The sequence below is a fragment of the Chryseobacterium sp. Y16C genome, assembly GCF_022488405.1.
Lineage (GTDB): Bacteria > Bacteroidota > Bacteroidia > Flavobacteriales > Weeksellaceae > Chryseobacterium > Chryseobacterium geocarposphaerae.
In genome coordinates this window covers 2460477-2480627 of record NZ_CP092711.1, presented here as the reverse complement: position 1 = coordinate 2480627, position 20151 = coordinate 2460477, and the positions used below count along the sequence as shown (strand labels likewise).

The following is a 20151-nucleotide window of genomic DNA, read 5'->3' as shown; positions in this document are numbered from 1 at the left end:
TTTAGTTTCTCTGAAAAACATCCGTGTTTTTACGGAATTTTACATCGTGTATTTTACTGTTTCTAATGATAAAGGCTAAAATTTTTTTAGTTAAATTTGAATCATTAAAAAAATAAAATGAGTTTTTTCGAAGAGACGAATCCTGAGATGGACAGATATTTAGAAACACACGCTTCTTCTGAGCCCGAAATCCTGAGAAAACTGAGAAGGGAAACCTTTCAGAAAACAACACAGCCTCATATGATTTCCGGATATCAGCAAGGAAGACTGTTGACTATAATATCTCAAATGATGCAGCCGAAAAACATTCTTGAAATCGGGACTTTTACAGGCTATGCTACACTTTGTTTAACCGCAGGCTTAGCGAAAGACGGGAAAATTACAACATTGGATGTAAATGAGGATTTAGCTTATTTGCCCAGGAAATATTTTACAGAAAGCGAATATTCCGGTCAGATAGATTTTAAGCTTCAGGACGCGAAGGAATTTTTAAAAGAAACTGATGAAATTTTCGATCTGGTCTTTATTGATGCCGATAAAGAAAACTATGCAGAATATTTTCGCCTGATAAAGCCTAAGACAAAATCAGGCTCTGTGGTAATGTTTGATAATGTATTGTGGTACGGAAAGGTTTTAGAAGAAAATCCTAAGCAGAAATCAACTCAGGTTATCAAAGAACTGAATGATTTGGCTGCAAATGATGAAGATTTTGAGAATCTTATTTTACCTTTGCGTGATGGGGTAAATTTACTTCGTAGAAAATAATTAACTAAACTATTAAAAGATTAAATTATTAAAAAATTAGAGAGCGCTAATTTTTTAATTTTTAATTCTTGAATCTTTTAATCAAAATATAAATGGATAAAGGAATTTGTGTTGTTACCGTAGCACCCGTTCGTGCCGAAGGTTCAGATAAAGCAGAGATTGTTACAGAAATACTTTTCGGAGAAAGTGCAGATATTTTGGAAGTGAATAAAAACTGGACCAAAATAAAAATGCATTATGATGACTACGAAGGCTGGATCGATACAAAACAGATTAGGCCGATTTCTGACGAAGATTTTGCGAAAAGAAAGGTAACGGTAGTTACCGAAGACTTCTCTTCTGTTCTTATGAATGATGGGAAAACCTTATTGTCTATGGGATCAGAAGTTGAATTTCCTGTTGTGGCGTCACGCAGAAGTCATGATGTTCGGGAAAGTATTGCTTTAACGGCTAAAGAATTCCTTAATGTTCCTTATTTGTGGGGAGGCAAAAGCTTTTTTGCTGTAGACTGCTCGGGTTTTACCCAATTGGTTTACAAAGTCCACAACATAAAGCTGCCGAGAGATACTTATCAACAGGCTGAAGTAGGAGAAGCGCTTAGCTTTGTGGAAGAAAGCAGGCCGGGAGATTTAGCCTTTTTTGAAAATCCTGAAGGAAAAATTATTCACGTAGGAATTATGCTGGATTCTCAAAAAATTATTCATGCTTCAGGAAAGGTGAGGATAGATACCTTAGATTCTACAGGTATTTTCAATAAAGAGCTTAATAAGCATACTCATAAATTGAGAGTCATTAAAAGTATTTTGTAGTACTGAAATCCAATCTTGAAATGGAAAATACACTTTTTATGATCTTTGACGTTTTCAATTTCGGATTGCTTGTTTTCTTGTGGTGGTTTACTATAAAAAATTATAAAACCTTACCGCAGACTATTCCGATTCACTTTGATTTTGACGGAAAGGCAGATGGTTTTGGAAACAAAAAATATTCTTTTTTGATGCCGGTTGTTTTAACAGTGCTTTATTTTTTGTTTGCTTTTATTGTAAGATCTCCGGAATCTGCCAATTATCCTGTAAAAATTACAGCAGAAAACGAGGATGCACAATTTATGATCATGGAAATTTTCATCAGATGGATATTTACACTTATTACTTTGCTTTTTCTGAATAGTCAGGACTATATGTTCCGATATTCTTTTGACGAGAACGCAAAACCGCGGGTTCCGATGGTTTCAGCAATCTTTTCGGTGATTGGAAGTTTAATTATTTTATTTGTTTTTGTAGGTATTTTCAAATGATACAATCTAAAAACAATTCGACACATTATATTTGGGGGAACAGCTGTGATAGCTGGATTCTGAAAGATACTCCGGGACTTTCCGTAAAACAGGAAATAATGCCTCCCGGAACAGCGGAAAAACGACATTTTCATAAAGATGCGGAGCAGTTTTTTTATGTTTTGAAAGGGGAAGCTGTTTTCTATATTGGTGACGAGAAATTGTTTGTAAAAACAGGAGAAAGTATAACCATTTTACCAAAATCAGAGCATTATATTTCTAACGAATCGCAAGAAGATGTGGGATTTTTGGTAATTTCAACTCCTTCTACGAATAACGATAGAACAGAAGTTTAAAATATATTCAATGTCTTTTTTCTATAACATATTTATCAATTTGCTCATTTTCGGGATGAAAGTTTTTTCATGGTTTAATGATAAAACTAAAAAAGGCGTTGAAGGGAGAAGAGAATCTTTACAAAAAGTAAAAGAGGCTTTCAGTGAATCCGATGAGGTTATATGGATGCATGCTGCCAGTTTAGGTGAATACGAGCAAGGACTACCCGTTTTGGAGCGATTAAAAAAAGAATTTCCGGAACGTAAGATTTTAGTGACCTTTTTTTCTCCTTCCGGATATGAAAATGTATTTAAGAAAAAACATATTGCTGATGTTATTTGTTATCTGCCGTTTGATAAAAAGAAAATTGTAAAAGATTTTGTATCAGCTTTTAATGTTAAACTATTTTTTACGGTCAAGTACGATTTCTGGTATAATTTACTGGCTGAGCTTAAATCAAAAGATGTAAAGACGTATGTAATTTCCGCATTGTTTTATGAGAGACAGTCTTTTTTTACAAGCTATGGAAAATGGTTTGTAAAACAGCTTAAAAACAATGTAGACTGGTTTTTCCACCAAACCCAGCATTCATATCTTTTGGCAAAAAGCATAGGTCTTGTGAATTCTTCCATAACCGGAGATACTAGGTTCGACAGAGTGAAGCAGCTTCGGGAAAGAAACAACCATGTAGATTATATAGCAGATTTTATAGCAGGAGAAAAAGCGGTAGTTTTTGGAAGTTCATGGAGTGCCGAAGAGAGAATAGCTGAAATGCTGGTTGCCAAAAACAATGAAATAAAACTTATTATTGCTCCACACGATTTAAAGAGAGTTCATCATTTAAAGCAGATTTTTCCGGAGTCGATTCTTTATAGCCAGGTTCAAAATATTCAGAAATCTGAAATTTCGGATATTCAAATCCTTATTATTGACAGTATCGGCTTGCTTTCCAAATTGTATTCTTATGCAGATATTGCAGTTGTTGGAGGAGGTTTTCATGATGCGGGGCTTCATAATATTTTAGAAGCTGCCACATTTGGTATTCCTGTAATTTTCGGAAATCATTACCAAAAAAATCCTGAAGCGGATGATCTGGTTAAAGCAAACGGAGGCAAATCATTTGAAAGTGAAAATGTAGCCGCACAATTTGTCCTTTCACTGGTGGCTAACGAAGAGATTTTAAAAGAAATGTCCGGTCACGCTGAGAATTTTGTTACAGAGAAACCAAACTCCACTGAATTGATTATAAAGAAAATAATATCAGCGTAAAAATCCCTGTGTTTTAAGCTCTTTTACGATCTGGTCAATGTTTGCCGGGATTTTCTCTGTAGCAAACCAATTAAGATTTACCCCATTGTTTTCACACAGTTTTTTCAGATAGTGATTGTCGGCTATTTTATGCCTTGCTTCTTTTAAACATTCATCGATTTCCATCCAATAATCTACATCTAATTTTTTAGTTAAGATGAAACTTTTGATAATTTTATTAATAAGATAGAGGTAGAGTTTATATACATTGTCAAATCGCTGATTATTGAGTTGGTCATTGTTTTCTAAAATTTCATTTACCAGAAAAAGATTCAGGGAAACCTCTCCGTATTTATCTGTCGTTACCTTTACATGTTCTGTAATTTCGCTGCTTATTTTTCGGATATGCATCAGATAGTATTTATGATTTGATAAATACTTATTTAAAAACATGAGCTTTTCACGGATGTTTTCCTCCATCTGTGTTCTTTTCTGATCTGTGTTTTCAGGATCAATAAGCTCAAAATATAATTTTTTTGAAAGCAGTTTGTCTTTTTTCAGCAGCCTGAAAATTAATCGGTCTTTTTCCACAGAAGAAAAATTGCTTATGGCAGCTTTGAATTCTTTTGAATATTCCATCAGTTGAAAATTTTAGAGTATTTAAGAAACCCGTTAATTGCCCAATTGACAGTATAGTACAAAGATTTTATGGTGGAGAACTTCATATAATCTTTATAAACAAGATACTGGTCTTTCACAATATTTTGTTTTTTTCTGGAGATACTCTTGGAATGCATTCTGTATTTGGACATGGTTTTAGGAAGTGGTTTTCCTGCAGGTATTTTTTTTAGCAGATTCAGCCACATCACATGGTCTTCACGTTTACTTCCTTCCGGAAAATATTCCTTTCCGACCCGTTGCGAGTCGTACATGGAAGAGAGCAGAGAAAGACGGCAGGTTTTTAAAAGATTCTGAAAGGTAACTTCTTTGTCTGCCTTAAAGTCCTCAAGTTGAGGAATAAGTTCTTCATTACATCTTGCGTAGTTTGAATAGGCAATTTCTGCCCGTTCTTTTTGCATGAAACTAAGCATTTCGTTAAGGAATTCAGGTTCCCAGAAGTCATCAGCATCTAAAAAGGTGATATATCTTCCCGATGCTTTTTCTAATGATCTGTTTCTTGCGTGTCCCGCTCCTCTGTTTTCTTCAGAAAGAATAAGTTTTATTCTAGGATCCTGTATGCTTTTTATAATTTCAACAGAATGATCCGAAGAACAGTCGTCTGTTATCAGCCATTCCCAGTCTGTGAATGTTTGATTCATTACGGATGCAATGGTTTCTTTCAGGAACCGAGAAGAATTATAGCAGGGAGTAATGATAGAAACTAAAGGCATTGAATGTTTTTATACAAATATAAGGCTTAAAATATAAGCTTCCGGCAACGTTATTTTTAATAATTTGAAAATTAAATTACGAAAGCTAAAAAAAATGATGAAGTTTTTAAAAAAAATCATAATTTTAGGCCTTGAAAAAATTGATATATGAAGAAATTAGCATTGCTATTTGCAGGTTTATCATTATTGTCTATCTCAGCTTGTAAAGATGATAATACTGAACAAGTATATCCGCTGGTTGGGACATGGTCTCCAATTAAGGAAGTAAGAACAACCATTCAAGCTTCGGGAGCTGGGGTTTCAGATGAGATTAGTTATACTGATTGTGAAAAAGCCTCAAGATGGGTTTTTAATGAAGGTTCTACAGGTAAAAGAAAAGATAGTGATGATGATTCGGCAAATCCGGGACAATGTATTGTATCTCCGGACCGTATGTTTACCTATATTTATAATGAAGATAAAAGTATTCAAATAAAATATGTGGGGACAGTTGAGCCGGAGAAAGGAAAAGTAACCCTTCTTAATGACACTACATTAAATCTTACGATTGAAGATAAAACGGATCCTAATAAATATTATTCAGTAACGTATACTATGAAGAGAATTCCTCAATAATTTGTTATTTCTATTTTTAATATAAATAATCCCGTCTTACGATGGGATTTTCTCTTTTGTATAAAAGAATTATTAAATAATTAATAATTTTGTTTAATAAGCTGTAGTGTTATGTAATACAATTGGTTAACTTTGATTTACCAAAATCTTTCTAATGCCAAGCTTAACTCCGAAAACATCTGCCTTAGGTTTCTTTAATGCCTATCATCTGCTGAGAAGAACTACTTATAACATCACGAAGGCAAGGATCAATTACTTTGCAGCAAAAACTCCGGATCAGGCCCTGAATGAGCTGTTTGCTTTTACGGCTCCTTTACCACCCAGTCCATTGAATAATAATGCTGAAACCATAGTGCCTACAGTGGCTAATCCTACAATTACTGATACTTTAAATACTTCAAATTCCGTAGTCTATGATAATTACTGGTGGATGTATCAGGCAATGAAAGATCCTTCTGCACAATATAAAATTGTGTATTGGTTGCATTTGCTATTTGTAACGGATAACGATGCAAGCTTTTTCACCAATTTCGACTATAAAGAACTATTAAGATTTCATGCCAATGGGAGTTTAAAAGATCTGGCAATAAGGGTTACCCTGAATCCAAGAATGCTTATTTACCTTAATAACAATGTGAATAAGAAAAATAGCCCTAATCAAAATTATGCGCGAGAATTTTTAGAGTTGTTCACTATTCTTAAAGGTCCTCAGATCGGAACAGGAAATTATACCAATTATATGGAAGCAGATGTTCAGCAGGCAGCGAAAGTTTTAACAGGCTTTACTTTAACATCAGCTACTCAGCTCAACAAAACGGCAAGACTGAATACTGTAGATCCTATTACTCAGTTACCGCAAGGTTTTATCGATGTTGCTACTCATGATATAACAAATAAGACTTTCAGTAGTGCTTTTGGAGGGACGGTAATTACAGGAGCGAATACTGTAAGTACGATTCAGACAGAGTTTGAAAGTTTTATTACCATGGTTTTTAATCAGGATGAGACAGCTAAAGCTTATTGCAGAAGAATGTACCGTTATTTTGTGGGAAGAAATATCACCAGTGATATAGAAACGAATATCATAGTTCCTTTAGCCACTACACTTAAGGCGAATGGATATAATTTTTTACCGGTGCTTAGAATATTGTTGTCCAGTAAACATTTTTATGATGAAGAAGATGCTATTGCAGGAGATCAAATTATTGGTTCGTTAGTAAGAAGCCCCTTAGAATTGTATTTTCATATGTTTTCATTGCTTCAACTTTCAACACCTTCATATTCTGCAAATCCCAGCTCGCTGCATAGTTTTTTGTCAACAATTTCCAGTTATGCTCAAAACTCTGGAATGCCGGTTTTCAGACCGCAATCTGTAAATGGATATGCTGCCTATTCCAGCAGTCCTAATTATGATAAAAACTGGATTACCACCTCTTCTTTAAGGATTCGCTATAATAATTCCATCGATATGTTAATTAACGGGACTACCCAAAACGGATTTTTGTATAAGCTTAATTTGCCTCTGTTTGTGAAAGATAGTGGTAATTTTCAAAACCCTGCAGATGCTGTACAGTTGGTTTCGGAATTTTGTGAACTTCTTTTTGTTGATTTTCCTCCTGCTGCAAGACTTGATTATTTTAAAAATGTTTTTCTTAATGGTCTGAGTGTCATTAACTGGCAAAACGAATGGAATAATTATCTTACTACCGGAACAGCAACGAATGTGAAGATTCCAATTGATCGCCTGGTAAAAGCGCTTATTAAATCTCCTGAATTTCAAATAATGTAATTATTATGGACAGAAAAAAATTTTTACAATTGATTTCTATGGCGGGAGTTGGAGCTCCCTTTTTGCTTAACGGAATGCCTTCCCGTGTCATGAATCAGTTTCTGGATTTTAATGTGAATTGTGATCCTGTGAACGAACGTGTTTTGGTAATATTAAGATTGGCAGGAGCAAATGATGGCTTGAACACGGTGATTCCAATCAACCAATATGATACATATGCGAACTTAAGACCTAATATTAAAATTAATAATACAGGAACGGGAGCATATATTCCTCTGGATAGTACGGTTGCGATGACGAAACAGGTTGGGCTGCATCCGTCAATGACGGGATTTAAATCTCTTTATGATTCGGGAAAATTAACTTTATTGAACGGTGTAGGTTACCCTAATCCTAATTATTCCCATTTCAGGTCGGAAAACTTAATGTTTTCGGGGAAAGACGGTACGAATAATAATCCTGACCTGCTGGACGGAATGTTTGGAAGATACTTAGGTGCTTTATATCCCGGATTGGCAGGGAATCCTACAACACAAAGCCCTGATCCTTTGGCAATACAGTTAGGAAATTTAAATCCAAGCTTATTTTATGAACATATCACAGAGAAAAATATAGAATATAACCTCACGGGTTTTCAGAATTCTTTGTTTACCAATTTGTTTGTCAGTGTAATTCCTACTCAGTCGGAGTATAACGATCTCTTAGATTATATAAAAAATGTTGCGAGCAGTATGGATGCTTATTACAATAGGGTTATGCAGGTTTTCAATGCCGGAAATAATTCTACGACAACCTATCCTGCATCTACTTTGGCAAAACAATTGAAAACGGTAGCAAGACTGATCAAAGGAGGAAGCAAGACAAAAATTTTTCAAGTGAATTTAGGAGGCTTTGATACGCATGTTAATCAGATTCAGTCGGGAAGTACGCAATTGGGAAGTCATGCTAATTTATTGGCGGATATTTCAAATTCAATTCAGGCTTTTCAGGCTGATGTTGAAGCTTTAGGGATTGGACACAAGATTATGACGGTTACCTTTAGTGAATTTGGAAGACAGGTAAGAGAAAATGCCAGTTTGGGAACTGACCATGGAGATCTGGCGCCGTTCTTTATTGTTGGGAATGGTTTAAATTCCGGTATCATGGGAGATCATCCTTTGTTTACGAATGCTACGAGCTATTATTATAATCAGAATCAGAGAAGATTTGATTACCGCCAGATATTCGCTTCTCTTTTACAGGATTGGCTGGGTGCAGATTCAGGGCTTATTGCTTCTGCAGAATTACAGGATTTTGTAACACCTGTCAACAAAATAAATTTAATTTCCGCATCCAGTACGGCTACCGCGGTATGTGCTGCTTTGGGCACGCAGGAGGTAATGACAAAAACTAAGATTAAAGTATACCCAAACCCGGTAAAAGACTTTTTGGAAGTGGATTTCGGAAATGGTAAATCCGGAGAAAATGCAGTATTTGCTTTTTATGATGCTTCGGGAAGAGAAGTGCTTTCGGATGTACATGGTGTTAATCAGGGAAAGGCAAAATTGTTTGTGGGGAATTTACCTAATGGTAATTATGTGTTACGAGCTAAAACTACAGAGATAGAATTTACAACTAAGATTATCATTGCTAAATAACATGAAAATAATATTTAAGTTTTTTCTTTTAAAAAAACTTAAATTTGTGCTTTATATAAAATTATAGAATGTTTTACGATCATCAGCAGATAGAAAAAAAGTGGCAGAAATACTGGGAAGACAACCAAACGTACAAAACTTCCAATAACACAGACAAACCCAAATTTTATGTTCTCGATATGTTTCCGTATCCTTCCGGAGCTGGACTTCACGTAGGTCATCCGCTTGGATATATTGCTTCCGACATTTATGCGAGATATAAAAGACATCAGGGATTTAATGTACTTCACCCGGTTGGTTATGACAGTTTCGGACTTCCTGCTGAACAATACGCCATTCAGACAGGGCAACATCCTGCGATTACGACTGAACAAAACATTACAAGATACGAAGAGCAGTTAAGAAAAATCGGTTTTTCCTTCGACTGGAGCCGAGAAGTAAGAACTTCCGATGCTTCTTATTATAAATGGACACAGTGGATTTTCATTGAATTGTTCCATTCATGGTATAATAAAGATACAGACAAAGCAGAATCTATCTCTTCTTTGATTAAACGTTTTGAAGAAAATGGAACAGAAGGGTTAAATGCCAATCAGAACGATGAATTGAATTTCACCGCAGAAGAATGGAAAGAAGCTTCTGCAATGGATAAGGAAGACATCCTTTTAAATTACCGTTTAGCCTACAGAGCAGAAACGACTGTGAACTGGTGTCCGGCTTTAGGAACAGTTTTAGCAAACGATGAGGTGAAAGACGGAAAATCTGAAAGGGGAGGCTTTCCTGTGTTCCAAAAGAAAATGATGCAGTGGAGCATGAGAATTTCTGCTTACTCTGAAAGATTATTGCAAGGCTTAAAAACTTTGGACTGGCCTCAACCGTTGAAAGATTCTCAGGAATACTGGATCGGAAAATCTCAGGGAGCACAGGTGAAATTCAATGTTGAAGGTCATGACGAAATCGTTGAGGTTTTCACAACAAGACCCGATACCATCTTTGGAGCAACTTTTATGGTATTGGCTCCGGAAAACCCTTTAGTGGAAACAATTACTACAGCCGAACAAAAAGCTGAGGTAGATGCTTATATTGAAGAAACTTCCAAAAAAACCGAAAGAGACAGAATGGCTGACGTGAAAAACGTTTCAGGTGCTTTCACGGGAAGTTATGCGATCAATTCGTTTAGCGGAGAAAAAATGCCGGTCTATATTTCGGATTATGTTTTGATGGGGTATGGAACGGGTGCTGTAATGGCTGTTCCTGCGCATGATGAGCGCGATCACAGATTTGCAAAGAAATTTAATTTAGAAATTAAAAAAGTTGTAGAAACGGACGAAGATATTCAGGAAGCTTCTTTCGATTCTAAAGATTCGGTTTGTGTAAATTCTGATTTCTTAAATGGTCTTAATTATAATGATGCGAAAGCAAAAATAATTGCTGAAATCGAAAACAAAGGAATCGGTCACGGAACTACAAACTACAGACAGCGTGATGCGATTTTCTCAAGACAAAGATATTGGGGAGAACCTGTTCCTATATATTATAAGGATGGAATGCCTTACACGTTGCCAACTTCTGCATTGCCTCTGGAACTTCCGGAAGTGGAAAAATATTTGCCGACTGAAGACGGAGATCCTCCATTAGGAAATGCAAAAACATTTGCCTGGGACGAAGCGAACCAAAAAGTAGTCAATACGAATTTAATTGACGAAAAAACAGTTTTTCCATTAGAGTTATCTACAATGCCGGGTTGGGCAGGAAGTTCATGGTATTTCCTAAGGTATATGGATCCAAATGATGATGAGGTTTTTGTTAAAAAAGAATTGGCAGATTATTGGGGACAGGTAGATTTATATATCGGAGGTAGCGAGCACGCAACCGGTCACTTATTATATTCCCGTTTCTGGAATATGTTCTTAAAGGACAGAGGATTTATTAATCATGATGAACCTTTCCAGAAATTGATCAATCAGGGGATGATTTTGGGAATGAGTGCTTTTGTGTATAGAATAGATGGTACTAATAAATATGTATCTAAAAATTTGGTAAAAGATTACACAACTCAGGCAATCCACGTTGATGTGTCTTTATTAAAAGGTACAACAGACGAATTAGATACCGAAGCGTTCAAAGCTTGGAGACCAGATTATGCAAATGCAGAATTTATTTTAGAAGACGGAAAATACATTACAAGTCGTGAAGTAGAAAAAATGTCTAAATCAAAATACAACGTTGTAAATCCTGATGATATCTGTGCAGAATATGGAGCAGACGGTTTAAGATTATATGAAATGTTCTTAGGTCCATTGGAACAATCCAAGCCTTGGAACACACAAGGACTAAGCGGGGTTTATGGTTTCCTTAAAAAATTCTGGAACCTTTATTTTGACGGAGATACTTTTGCAGTTTCTGATGAAGAACCTACAAAAGCAGAATATAAAGTTTTGCATACTTTAATAAAGAAAGTGGTTTACGATATTGAAAACTTCTCTTTCAATACGTCTGTATCTTCATTTATGATCGCCGTCAATGAATTACAAAAAATAAAATGTAACAAACGCAATATTTTACAACCTTTAGCCGTTATCATTTCGCCTTATGCTCCCCATATCTGTGAAGAGCTTTGGAGTTTATTAGGTCATACTGAGTCGATCGAATTTGAGAAATTCCCTGTATTGAACGAGGATTACCTGGTAGAAGATGAAATTGAATACCCGGTAAGTGTGAATGGAAAAATGAAGTTTAAAATTTCACTTTCTGCTCAGCTTTCTGCAAAAGAAGTTGAAGAAGCAGCGCTTCAGAACGAAAAAATGGTACAGATATTGGAGGGTAAAACACCTAAAAAAATCATTGTAGTACCTCACAAAATTGTGAATGTTGTGATTTAAAAAAAAATTAACATTGGTAAAATAAAAAAAAAAGTAAGGTAATTTTTTTAAATTTTCAATATATTATTTAAAATGAAATAATATTGCCAAAAAAATAAAGAATAATTAAGATTTTGAAATTGATTTAAAATTTATCGATCAAAAAAAAGCGAATTGTTTATTTAAAATAATTGCATTTTAATTAATTTTGCCTTTAATTTACAGCCTCAAAAAATTTAAAACAATATAATTTAGTTAAATATGGAAATGAATGTTTCAAAAAATGATGAGCAAGTAGTTGCTAAAAAAGCAGGAGGTTTAAACCCGGCTGTTATTATTCCTATCATCTTAGCAATAGGAATTTGTATTTATTTATTCGTTTTGGGTAGCCCTGGAAACTTTAAAGATGCTGAAAAACTTGGTGGAGCGTCTGTAGCTTTTTCAGATGTTGAAGGAAAAGACATTCATCCAGATTCGTTCTTGGGAATTATCTACAAAGGAGGGGTTATCGTACCTATCTTGATTACTTTCATGCTTACTGTAATCGTTTTCTCTTTTGAAAGATTCTTCGTTTTAGGTAAAGCTGCTGGAAAAGGAAACTTGGATAACTTCGTAGTACAAGTAAGAAGCTTACTAAACCAAAACAAAATCGATGCAGCTTTAGAAGAGTGCGACAGACAAGAAGGTTCTGTTGGTAACGTAGTAAAAGAAGGTCTTACTACTTACAAAGCTTTAGCTCACGATACAACTTTAAACAAAGAGCAAAAAATGGTAGCGCTTAACAAAGCGATCGAAGAGGCTACAACTCTTGAAATGCCAATGTTGGAGAAAAACATGATGATCCTTTCTACTTTAGGTACTGTTGCAACGTTAGTAGCGCTATTAGGTACGGTAATCGGGATGATCAAGGCGTTCTTCGCATTAGGTTCTGGAGGAGGTACTCCTGACGCGGCTGCACTTTCTACTGGTATCTCTGAAGCTTTGATCAACACGGCATTAGGTATTGGTACTTCAGCTATCGCTATCATCCTTTATAACTTCTTTACTTCTAAAATTGACGGATTAACTTATAAGATCGACGAGATCGCTATGAGCATCCAGCAGTCTTTCGCTGAATTCAACTAAGAATTAGCAAGGAATTTGTAGTAAGTAAAAAAGAAGTTTAATTAAAAATTATTAATAATGGCGAGAGTCAAACCAAAAAGACATGGAGTAGTTACGGATATGACGGCAATGTGTGACGTTGCGTTCCTACTACTTACGTTCTTTATCTTGACCACTCAGTTCAAAAAACCTGACGTGGAGCAGATCAAACCGCCATCTTCAATATCAGAGAAGTTACTTCCTGATGCAAGTTTGATGACCATCAACGCTACTCCGGACGGAAAATTTTATTTCCAGCCGGTAGAAAATGCATCTGAGAGATTACAGCTTTTGGACAACATGGGGAAAAAGTATGGAATTACTTTTGACAACAAACAAAAAGCTGCATTCCAAAAAGTACAAGCGATTGGGGTTCCTATGAACCAACTTAAGAGCTATCTTGATTTGCCAGATGACGAGCAAAAGAATTTCAAGAGTCCTACAGGGATTCCTATGGATAGTACAAATAAACAATTAGTGGACTGGGTACAACAAAGTTTAAGTGTTAATCCTGATTACAAATTAGCAATCAAGGGTGACGTTACAACTAAATATCCTAAAGTTAAAAGTTTATTTGAAGGTTTAAGAGATATTGATTTTCTTAAATTTTGGTTGATTACATCACAAGAAGGTAAACCTAATGAATAATATCATTTAGAAATGGCAGAAGTACAAGTACAGGAAAAGGGCGCCAAGGGCGGCAAGGTACGCTCCAAGAAGCAGAGTACCAGAGTCGATATGACTCCGATGGTGGACTTAGGGTTTCTATTGATTACCTTCTTTATGTTCACAACTACATTCTCTAAACCGAATGTAATGGATTTGGGTCTTCCGGCAAAACCGAAAGAAAAAGATAAAAAACCACCTCCAACAGAAATTAAACTTTCTAACTCCATCTCTTTATTATTAGGTAAAGACAATAAGATTTTCTGGCATCAGCAAGACAATACGTCTTTAACTGATCAGAATCTTAATGAAACTACTTTTGACAGAGAAGGAATTAGAAAAGTAATTGAGCAGGCAAAAGCAAACGCGGCTGATAAATCTAAGTTTACTGTGATTATTAAGCCGACTGACGATGCTGTATATAAAAACTTTGTAGATATTCTTGACGAAATGGCGATTACTAAGAGTGAGCAGTACGGGGTTACTGACCTTAAGCCTTGGGAAAAAGCGATTTACGATAAGAAAGTAGGTAATACAGGAGCTGCTGCGGCACCAGCTACAAAGTAATTTAAACCATAAAATTGTAAATCTATGGCAAATGAAAATGTATACGATCCTAATCTTACCTTAGATGAGATTGTATTTGAAAATAGAAACAAGGAATATGGTGCATACGATTTAAGACATCAGTATCCAAGACTTCTGACGAAATCTTTTATCGTTGGAACAGCATTATTCCTTATTGCGGCCTTGTCTCCTTTCATTTATCTTACCATTAAGAGACTTACTGCTCCTCCTAAACAAGAAGTAAAGGCGGACTTGGTAGAAATTCTTCAGGAAGATAAAATTATTGAGCAACCGAAAGAAAAAGAACCACCGCCACCACCTCCACCTCCAAAAGAGGAAAAGATTGAGGTAATTCAGAACGTGGTTCCGGAGCCTGTAAAAGCTCCAAAGATTGAAACTCCACCACCACCAATTTCTAAGCAATTAGAAACAACGACTGGTTTGGTAAATCAGGAAGGAGTAAAAGCTCCGGCTTATACACCTCCACCACCACCACCTTCAACAGGAACTAAAGCTTCTACTGCTGAAGTTAAACCTCAAGTGAGTGATACTCAGGTTTATACAGAGGTGGAGCAAACTGCAGAATTCCCTGGAGGGATTAATGCCTTCAGAAAGAAAGTAGGAGAGAACTTTGATACTTCTGCAATCGAAGGAGCTGATGGTGTGGTAAAAGGTGAAGTAACTTTCGTTGTTGAAAGAGACGGAAGCATCACAGACGTTAAGGTTACAGGTTCAAACTCTGACTTTAATGCTGAAGCAGTGAGAACTGTTAAATCAATTAAAAACAAATGGGCGCCTGCTAAGATCAATGGTCAAGCTGTACGTTACAGATATAGACTACCTCTTGCAATGCAACCACCAGAATAATTTAATTATTAATAATTAAATAATATCTAAAAAAGAGAAGCAACTGCTTCTCTTTTTATTTTTTTTGGTATTTTTGTCATATGATGTTCAAGTGGTTATCCTTAATAACAGGATTTTTTTATATTGTTTTAGGTATCGTTGTAATTATTTACAAATTCTTCGTTGTTACCTTAGAGCCAACAATAGCCTATCCATTAGGAGCTGTTTTGGTATTGTACGGGATATTTAGAATTTTTAGGGCAATATCCCAACTTAAAAAAAATAAAGATGAATAATTCTCTTAAAACAGCTTTAATAATTGTTATAACTATTCTTTCAGGGTGTTCAAAGAAAAAAGAAAGTTCACCGTCTTACAATAAAGGAGATCTTACCATTCTTACCGACGAATCGTTTCAAAGTGTAACCGAAGCTTTGGCAGACGGTTATATGATCAATTATCCCGAAACTAAATTAAAGGTTGAGACTAAAAAGGAAGATTTAGGATTTCTTGATTTGTTAAATGGTAAGGCGAGAATCGTTGTAATGTCGAAAGAACTTTCTCCTGACGAAATAAAAGAATATGAAAAACAGGTTGAATTAAAGTTTTTGCCGGCTAAGTTCGCGGCAGATGCAGTCATATTTGTTGTTCCCAATACATCGTCTAAAGAATCTGTTTCTATGGATGAAATTGAAAAAGGCTTACAGTCAGAAGAAAAAGAATTTATTTTTGATGGAACCAATTCAAGTAACCTGAATTTTGTGGCTCAAAAGCTTCATAAACAGCCAAAAGATTTAAAATTTTCAGTTATTCCGGGAAGTAAAAATCTGATTGAAGAATTGAATAAATATCCTAATAAAATAGGAGTTATTGGACTGAATACATTCAGTCGCCCTTATGATAAAGCTTCCATAGAATTAAGAAATAAAGTTAAAATTCTGAAGGTAGAAAGTAAAGGGCAACTTTATGCGCCGGATTATTCAGGTATGAGAGAGATGAAATATCCTTTTACCCGAATTTTGTACTTCTTAGCAAACGAGGGCAATTTTAATATAGCGAATGGATTTATACGATTTTCTTGCACGCAGTTAGGACAAATGATTGTTCAAAAAGAAGGACTGCAACCTTATAATATCTACAAAAGAGAGGTGCAAATGCGTTGAAAAATATTTAAAAATGATTTTCATGACATTAATCATCTATTTTGGTCTGAAAATTGTCTATAGATATTCTAGTTTTTAATTTACAAATATAAAATGAAAGATATAATGATTATGAATGTAAAAAAGATTGCTTTAGGAGCAGCAGTGGTATTTTTTACCAGCTTTGCAACAGCACAGACGTTGCAAGATGGTATTAATAGTATAGACAGTGATAAGTTTGCTCAGGCAAAGACAAACTTCACTCAAATGATTGCTAAAGCACCTACTGCAGAAAACTATTTTTACTTAGGGAATACTTTCCTTAGACAAGGTGAGCCCGATTTTGCAGCAGCTACTGAAAGTTTTAATAAAGGTTTAGCTGCTGATCCTAAGAGTTATTTGAACAAAATAGGTTTGGCTACAGTTAAATTAGGGAAAGGAGATAAGTCTGCAATTGCAGAAATTCAAAAAGTTGTTGCTGATTCTAAAGAAAAAGATGCGGAAGTTCTTTTCAGAGCAGCTGAAGCTTTAACCTTGTTTGAAAAAAATAATGCACCAGATCTTGCCATAGATTATCTGAATAAAGCTGTTGAAAAAGCACAGAAAAAAGGAGTTCCTGCATATTATTACTATACATTAGGAGATGCTTACAGATTGAAAAAAATTCCTGGTGATGCAATGACTGCTTATGATAAAGCTTTGCCGCTTGCAACAAATAAAGCTTCTGTTTACACAAGAATAGGGACTTTGTGGATGGCAGCTCAGCAATGGCAACAAGCTAAAACAAGTATTGAAAAGGCAATTGCTACAGACCCTTCTTATGCACCTGCATATAAGGCAATGGCGGCTTACAATATCAGATACCAGCAAAATGGGAAAGCAACTCAGGACCTTATCAACTATACAAAATATGCAGATGAAGATCCATATACTCAGCTAGAAATTTCAAAGCTTTATTTTACAAATGAAGATTATGCAAATTCTAAGCAGGTTTTAGATAAAATCTTTGATAAGATTAATGATCCTATCAAATTTAAATTAAGAGCGTACCAGTTGTTTGCAGAGGGTAATTATGCAGAAGCTAAACAAAATATGGATAATTTTGTATCTCAGGCTGAGAAATCAAGAGTTCAGCCTGCAGATCAGGGATTACAAGGTCTTATTGCAGCCGGATTAGCAAAAACTGAAAAAGATGCCGCTAAGAAAACAGCTTTGACAAATGAAGCACAACAAAAAATTGCAATTGCCAAAGCAGCGAAAGATGAAACAATGAAGTGGGATATGGAGTTGATGAAGATCTCAGGTGGAGGAGCTTCACAAGCTGCTGTAGATGCAGGGCCAACAAACCCAACTATTGAGGCTCTTAAAAAGCAAGTAGCGGCAAATGCACAAGATTCAGATGCTTTGTTTAAATTGGCAACGGCTTATCAGGATGTTAAAAACTGGAATGGGGCGATTGCTACATGGCAGAAGATGAGTGCCCTTCTCCCAGACTGGGCTCCGGCTTATTATAGCTTAGGTTACTCTTATCAGCAGGCGGGAAATAATGATTCTGCAAAAATGGCTTATGAGAAGTTCATCAACACAGTGAAGCCGGCTGATCAGGAAGCAAATAAGCAAACTCTTGCTTATGCGTATTTTGCAGTAGCATATATGAGTAAAGACTCAGATTTGGCAAAAGCAAAAGATTATGTTGCTAAATCCGTTCAATTGGATCCTACTTATCAGGATGCTGTAAAATTGAACGCTGAGATCAATAAATAATTTTAATTAATATCATAAAAACTTCCCATTCGTTTCGTTTGGGAAGTTTTTGTTTTAAATCTTATCTTTGAAGATATGAAAATAGATATACTTGCTTTTGGGGCACATCCTGACGATGTAGAGCTTGGATGTGGCGGAACTATTGCGAAATTAATTTCTGAGGGTAAAACCTGTGCTATTGTAGACCTTACAAAAGGAGAACTGGGGACAAGAGGAACTGAAGAAATCAGAAAAGCTGAAGCTATGGATTCTGCAAAAATTCTGGGAGTTGTTGCCAGGGAAAATCTTGGAATGAAAGATGGTTTTTTGGAGAATTCTGAAGAATACCAGATGAGGATTGTAAAAATGATTCGTAAATATAGGCCAGAAATCGTCTTGGCGAATGCAATTGATGATAGGCATCCGGATCATGCAAAAGGAGCGAAATTAGTGTCGGATGCGTGTTTTTTAGCCGGATTGAGAAAAATTGAAACGGTTTTGGGTGGAGAAAACCAGGAAGTATGGAGGCCGAAGCATATTTTCCATTATATACAGTGGAAAAATATTGAGCCTGAATTCTGTATTGATATTTCTGAGCACCTGGATAAAAAAATTGCTGCTTGTATGGCTTTCAAAACACAGTTTTATGATCCAACTTCAAAGGAGCCGGAAACTCCAATTACATCAAAAGACTTTTATGAGAGCTTAACTTACCGAGCTCAGGATTTAGGCCGTTTATCGGGAGTCACTTATGCTGAGGGCTTTACGTCTGAAAAGCTAATTTCTTTGAAAAATTTTGATGGAATTGTTTGGTAGTTTATAAATCTTGCGTATATTTGCAGCACGAAAAACGGTGATTGTAGCTCAGTTGGTTAGAGCGTCGGATTGTGGTTCCGAAGGTCGTGGGTTCGAGACCCATCATTCACCCAAAAATCAAAAATCCTGCTAGATTTTGGCAGGATTTTTTTATTTCTATAATAGCTTAATTTACCGTTTATTAATTTCTATTTATTATAAACTGTTCGTTATTAATTGCTCTTAGTTCATGTTTTTGTTACATATCAAGTTTATTGTATATAAATATGAACTCTTTTAGTATTCTAATTTTCTAAAATTTTCTGAGTATTAATATAATTAAGAAGGGATAAAATCTTATAATTTGTGTATGTTTTGATACTCAATTAAAAATTTATATTGAGTATATTGATGTGAGATTACTTCATAAAACTCTTCTGCTGTTTCTTCTGATGATGTTTCAAGGCTAATAATTCCCTTTTTGACGTTAAGAACTTCTTTATATAAATCGGCTAATAAGTTAAAATTTTGATGTACAACACTGAAAGTAGGATATGGATTTTTGCGAATAATTGTTGCTATGGTGTCCCAATATTCTTTCTTTACATGAATTATTACCTTATTATGATCTTTTAACACTTTATCAAACATAGTGGTGGGAATAAAGTTTTTTTCTTTAGTGTTATATTGAATAGCAGCTAATGTCCATTTATTATATTCCTTGTTATGTCTCAGTATAGGTATACAATTTGAAGGAAGTTCTTTCATTAATCTGTTAATATATATTTCGCGCATCATTTTCGGATCTGCATATCCATTGGATATTGCAAGCAAAAAAGGATTATGGATACTATTCTGAATCTGCATTGCAGGAATATAATTTGAGATATTTTTCTCTGTAAACAGTTGTATAATAGGTTTTATTTTTTCGGGTGGATATGGAGTGTAAAATCCATTGATCCTGCTGGAAAGATGCTGACTGAATATGTCTAGATTAATATTATCTCCGTCTTTTAGATAGAAATCTTCCACATATAATTTTCCTTCTTTGTAAACTTTTACACTGTCATGCCAGTTTTTAGTAACTGCTCTTAATTCATTAAGTACCTCATCGGATGATGTGTTCAGAGAGTCTTCTAAAATTAATTTTTGCCTAAAAATAATATATTTTTTTTCCGCGAGTAATGTTTGTGCGAGATAATAATTAGAAAATAAGCATATAAATAAAGGGAGAATGCTAATTCTTGCTTTCATTTGTGATGTAAATTTATTGTATTAATACTTTCAAGATGAAAATCTGAAAATATAAATGTTGTTGGGAACTGAAAAGTAT

The 20151-nt window shown here is 35.1% G+C and carries 19 protein-coding genes and 1 tRNA gene; 17 read left to right on the top strand and 3 right to left on the bottom strand.

What is annotated here, in order from left to right; genetic code table 11:
* The first annotated feature begins 117 nt into the window (after positions 1-117).
* The 5 genes from MKS83_RS10985 to MKS83_RS10965 all read left to right on the top strand — a co-directional run bounded on the left by MKS83_RS10985 (position 118) and on the right by MKS83_RS10965 (position 3646).
* Positions 118-765, top strand: a complete 648-nt coding sequence (locus MKS83_RS10985) for an O-methyltransferase (protein ID WP_240579736.1) — start codon at positions 118-120, stop codon at positions 763-765.
* A gap of 92 nt (positions 766-857) precedes the next feature.
* Entirely contained in the window at positions 858-1574 is a 717-nt protein-coding gene (locus MKS83_RS10980) for a C40 family peptidase (RefSeq protein ID WP_240579735.1), read from the top strand.
* Positions 1575-1594: 20 nt separating this feature from the next.
* A complete protein-coding gene (locus tag MKS83_RS10975) occupies positions 1595-2062 on the top strand; it encodes a DUF1648 domain-containing protein (RefSeq protein WP_240579734.1) in 468 nt (155 codons plus the stop codon).
* Complete coding sequence (locus MKS83_RS10970; protein WP_240579733.1) at positions 2059-2397, top strand: cupin domain-containing protein; 339 nt, start codon at positions 2059-2061, stop codon at positions 2395-2397. The genes MKS83_RS10975 and MKS83_RS10970 overlap by 4 nt, the downstream gene beginning before the upstream one ends.
* A 10-nt stretch (positions 2398-2407) precedes the next feature.
* Positions 2408-3646, top strand: a complete 1239-nt coding sequence (locus MKS83_RS10965) for a 3-deoxy-D-manno-octulosonic acid transferase (protein ID WP_240579732.1) — start codon at positions 2408-2410, stop codon at positions 3644-3646.
* Here MKS83_RS10965 and MKS83_RS10960 read toward each other — a convergent pair.
* Complete coding sequence (locus MKS83_RS10960) at positions 3638-4264, bottom strand: deoxyuridine 5'-triphosphate nucleotidohydrolase (RefSeq protein WP_240579731.1); 627 nt, start codon at positions 4262-4264, stop codon at positions 3638-3640. The two genes, MKS83_RS10965 and MKS83_RS10960, sit on opposite strands and share 9 nt — an antisense overlap.
* Positions 4264-5016 (bottom strand): glycosyltransferase family 2 protein, encoded by a 753-nt coding sequence (locus MKS83_RS10955; RefSeq protein WP_240579730.1) that lies wholly within the window; start codon positions 5014-5016, stop codon positions 4264-4266. The genes MKS83_RS10960 and MKS83_RS10955 overlap by 1 nt, the downstream gene beginning before the upstream one ends.
* Positions 5017-5163: 147 nt before the next feature.
* Here MKS83_RS10955 and MKS83_RS10950 point away from each other — a divergent pair, with 147 nt between their 5' ends.
* The 12 genes from MKS83_RS10950 (at position 5164) to MKS83_RS10895 (ending at position 18951) form a co-directional block, all read left to right on the top strand.
* Complete coding sequence (locus MKS83_RS10950; protein WP_100376845.1) at positions 5164-5631, top strand: lipocalin family protein; 468 nt, start codon at positions 5164-5166, stop codon at positions 5629-5631.
* A 154-nt stretch (positions 5632-5785) separates the two neighbouring features.
* Complete coding sequence (locus MKS83_RS10945; RefSeq protein WP_240579729.1) at positions 5786-7420, top strand: DUF1800 family protein; 1635 nt, start codon at positions 5786-5788, stop codon at positions 7418-7420.
* A gap of 5 nt (positions 7421-7425) precedes the next feature.
* Positions 7426-9057 carry a DUF1501 domain-containing protein gene (locus MKS83_RS10940; RefSeq protein ID WP_240579728.1) on the top strand — a complete coding sequence of 544 codons (1632 nt, stop codon included), beginning with the start codon at positions 7426-7428 and terminating at the stop codon, positions 9055-9057.
* Between the two features lie 68 nt (positions 9058-9125).
* A complete protein-coding gene (leuS, locus tag MKS83_RS10935) occupies positions 9126-11939 on the top strand; it encodes a leucine--tRNA ligase (RefSeq protein ID WP_240579727.1) in 2814 nt (937 codons plus the stop codon).
* 240 nt (positions 11940-12179) lie between these two features.
* Positions 12180-13043: a MotA/TolQ/ExbB proton channel family protein gene (locus MKS83_RS10930; protein ID WP_100376843.1), complete on the top strand. Its 864-nt coding sequence runs from the start codon at positions 12180-12182 to the stop codon at positions 13041-13043.
* 57 nt (positions 13044-13100) lie between these two features.
* Positions 13101-13709: an ExbD/TolR family protein gene (locus MKS83_RS10925; protein WP_100376842.1), complete on the top strand. Its 609-nt coding sequence runs from the start codon at positions 13101-13103 to the stop codon at positions 13707-13709.
* 12 nt (positions 13710-13721) lie between these two features.
* The gene (locus MKS83_RS10920) at positions 13722-14294 is read left to right on the top strand and encodes an ExbD/TolR family protein (protein ID WP_240579726.1); all 573 of its coding nucleotides are present in this window, start codon (positions 13722-13724) and stop codon (positions 14292-14294) included.
* A 24-nt stretch (positions 14295-14318) separates the two neighbouring features.
* On the top strand, positions 14319-15161 hold the full coding sequence (locus MKS83_RS10915; protein ID WP_240579725.1) for an energy transducer TonB: 843 nt from the start codon (positions 14319-14321) through the stop codon (positions 15159-15161).
* Between the two features lie 267 nt (positions 15162-15428).
* Entirely contained in the window at positions 15429-16301 is an 873-nt protein-coding gene (locus MKS83_RS10910) for a PstS family phosphate ABC transporter substrate-binding protein (RefSeq protein WP_240579724.1), read from the top strand.
* Positions 16302-16394: 93 nt separating this feature from the next.
* Entirely contained in the window at positions 16395-18044 is a 1650-nt protein-coding gene (locus MKS83_RS10905) for a tetratricopeptide repeat protein (RefSeq protein ID WP_240579723.1), read from the top strand.
* A 75-nt stretch (positions 18045-18119) separates the two neighbouring features.
* Positions 18120-18839: a bacillithiol biosynthesis deacetylase BshB1 gene (gene bshB1, locus MKS83_RS10900; RefSeq protein ID WP_240579722.1), complete on the top strand. Its 720-nt coding sequence runs from the start codon at positions 18120-18122 to the stop codon at positions 18837-18839.
* A 36-nt stretch (positions 18840-18875) separates the two neighbouring features.
* Positions 18876-18951 (top strand) — tRNA-His (locus tag MKS83_RS10895).
* A gap of 224 nt (positions 18952-19175) precedes the next feature.
* Here the strand turns inward: MKS83_RS10895 and MKS83_RS10890 are convergent.
* Positions 19176-20072, bottom strand: a complete 897-nt coding sequence (locus MKS83_RS10890; RefSeq protein WP_240579721.1) for a hypothetical protein — start codon at positions 20070-20072, stop codon at positions 19176-19178.
* Positions 20073-20151 lie beyond the last annotated feature (79 nt).

Coding starts and splice junctions, on each gene's coding strand:
- MKS83_RS10890 (WP_240579721.1), bottom strand. CDS start 20,072: ATGAAAGCAAGAATTAGCATTCTCCCTTTATTTATATGCTTATTTTCT.
- MKS83_RS10930 (WP_100376843.1), top strand. CDS start 12,180: ATGGAAATGAATGTTTCAAAAAATGATGAGCAAGTAGTTGCTAAAAAA.
- MKS83_RS10975 (WP_240579734.1), top strand. CDS start 1,595: ATGGAAAATACACTTTTTATGATCTTTGACGTTTTCAATTTCGGATTG.
- MKS83_RS10960 (WP_240579731.1), bottom strand. CDS start 4,264: ATGGAATATTCAAAAGAATTCAAAGCTGCCATAAGCAATTTTTCTTCT.
- bshB1 (WP_240579722.1), top strand. CDS start 18,120: ATGAAAATAGATATACTTGCTTTTGGGGCACATCCTGACGATGTAGAG.
- MKS83_RS10920 (WP_240579726.1), top strand. CDS start 13,722: ATGGCAGAAGTACAAGTACAGGAAAAGGGCGCCAAGGGCGGCAAGGTA.
- MKS83_RS10980 (WP_240579735.1), top strand. CDS start 858: ATGGATAAAGGAATTTGTGTTGTTACCGTAGCACCCGTTCGTGCCGAA.
- leuS (WP_240579727.1), top strand. CDS start 9,126: ATGTTTTACGATCATCAGCAGATAGAAAAAAAGTGGCAGAAATACTGG.
- MKS83_RS10970 (WP_240579733.1), top strand. CDS start 2,059: ATGATACAATCTAAAAACAATTCGACACATTATATTTGGGGGAACAGC.
- MKS83_RS10950 (WP_100376845.1), top strand. CDS start 5,164: ATGAAGAAATTAGCATTGCTATTTGCAGGTTTATCATTATTGTCTATC.
- MKS83_RS10910 (WP_240579724.1), top strand. CDS start 15,429: ATGAATAATTCTCTTAAAACAGCTTTAATAATTGTTATAACTATTCTT.
- MKS83_RS10940 (WP_240579728.1), top strand. CDS start 7,426: ATGGACAGAAAAAAATTTTTACAATTGATTTCTATGGCGGGAGTTGGA.
- MKS83_RS10925 (WP_100376842.1), top strand. CDS start 13,101: ATGGCGAGAGTCAAACCAAAAAGACATGGAGTAGTTACGGATATGACG.
- MKS83_RS10915 (WP_240579725.1), top strand. CDS start 14,319: ATGGCAAATGAAAATGTATACGATCCTAATCTTACCTTAGATGAGATT.
- MKS83_RS10905 (WP_240579723.1), top strand. CDS start 16,395: ATGAAAGATATAATGATTATGAATGTAAAAAAGATTGCTTTAGGAGCA.
- MKS83_RS10985 (WP_240579736.1), top strand. CDS start 118: ATGAGTTTTTTCGAAGAGACGAATCCTGAGATGGACAGATATTTAGAA.
- MKS83_RS10955 (WP_240579730.1), bottom strand. CDS start 5,016: ATGCCTTTAGTTTCTATCATTACTCCCTGCTATAATTCTTCTCGGTTC.
- MKS83_RS10965 (WP_240579732.1), top strand. CDS start 2,408: ATGTCTTTTTTCTATAACATATTTATCAATTTGCTCATTTTCGGGATG.
- MKS83_RS10945 (WP_240579729.1), top strand. CDS start 5,786: ATGCCAAGCTTAACTCCGAAAACATCTGCCTTAGGTTTCTTTAATGCC.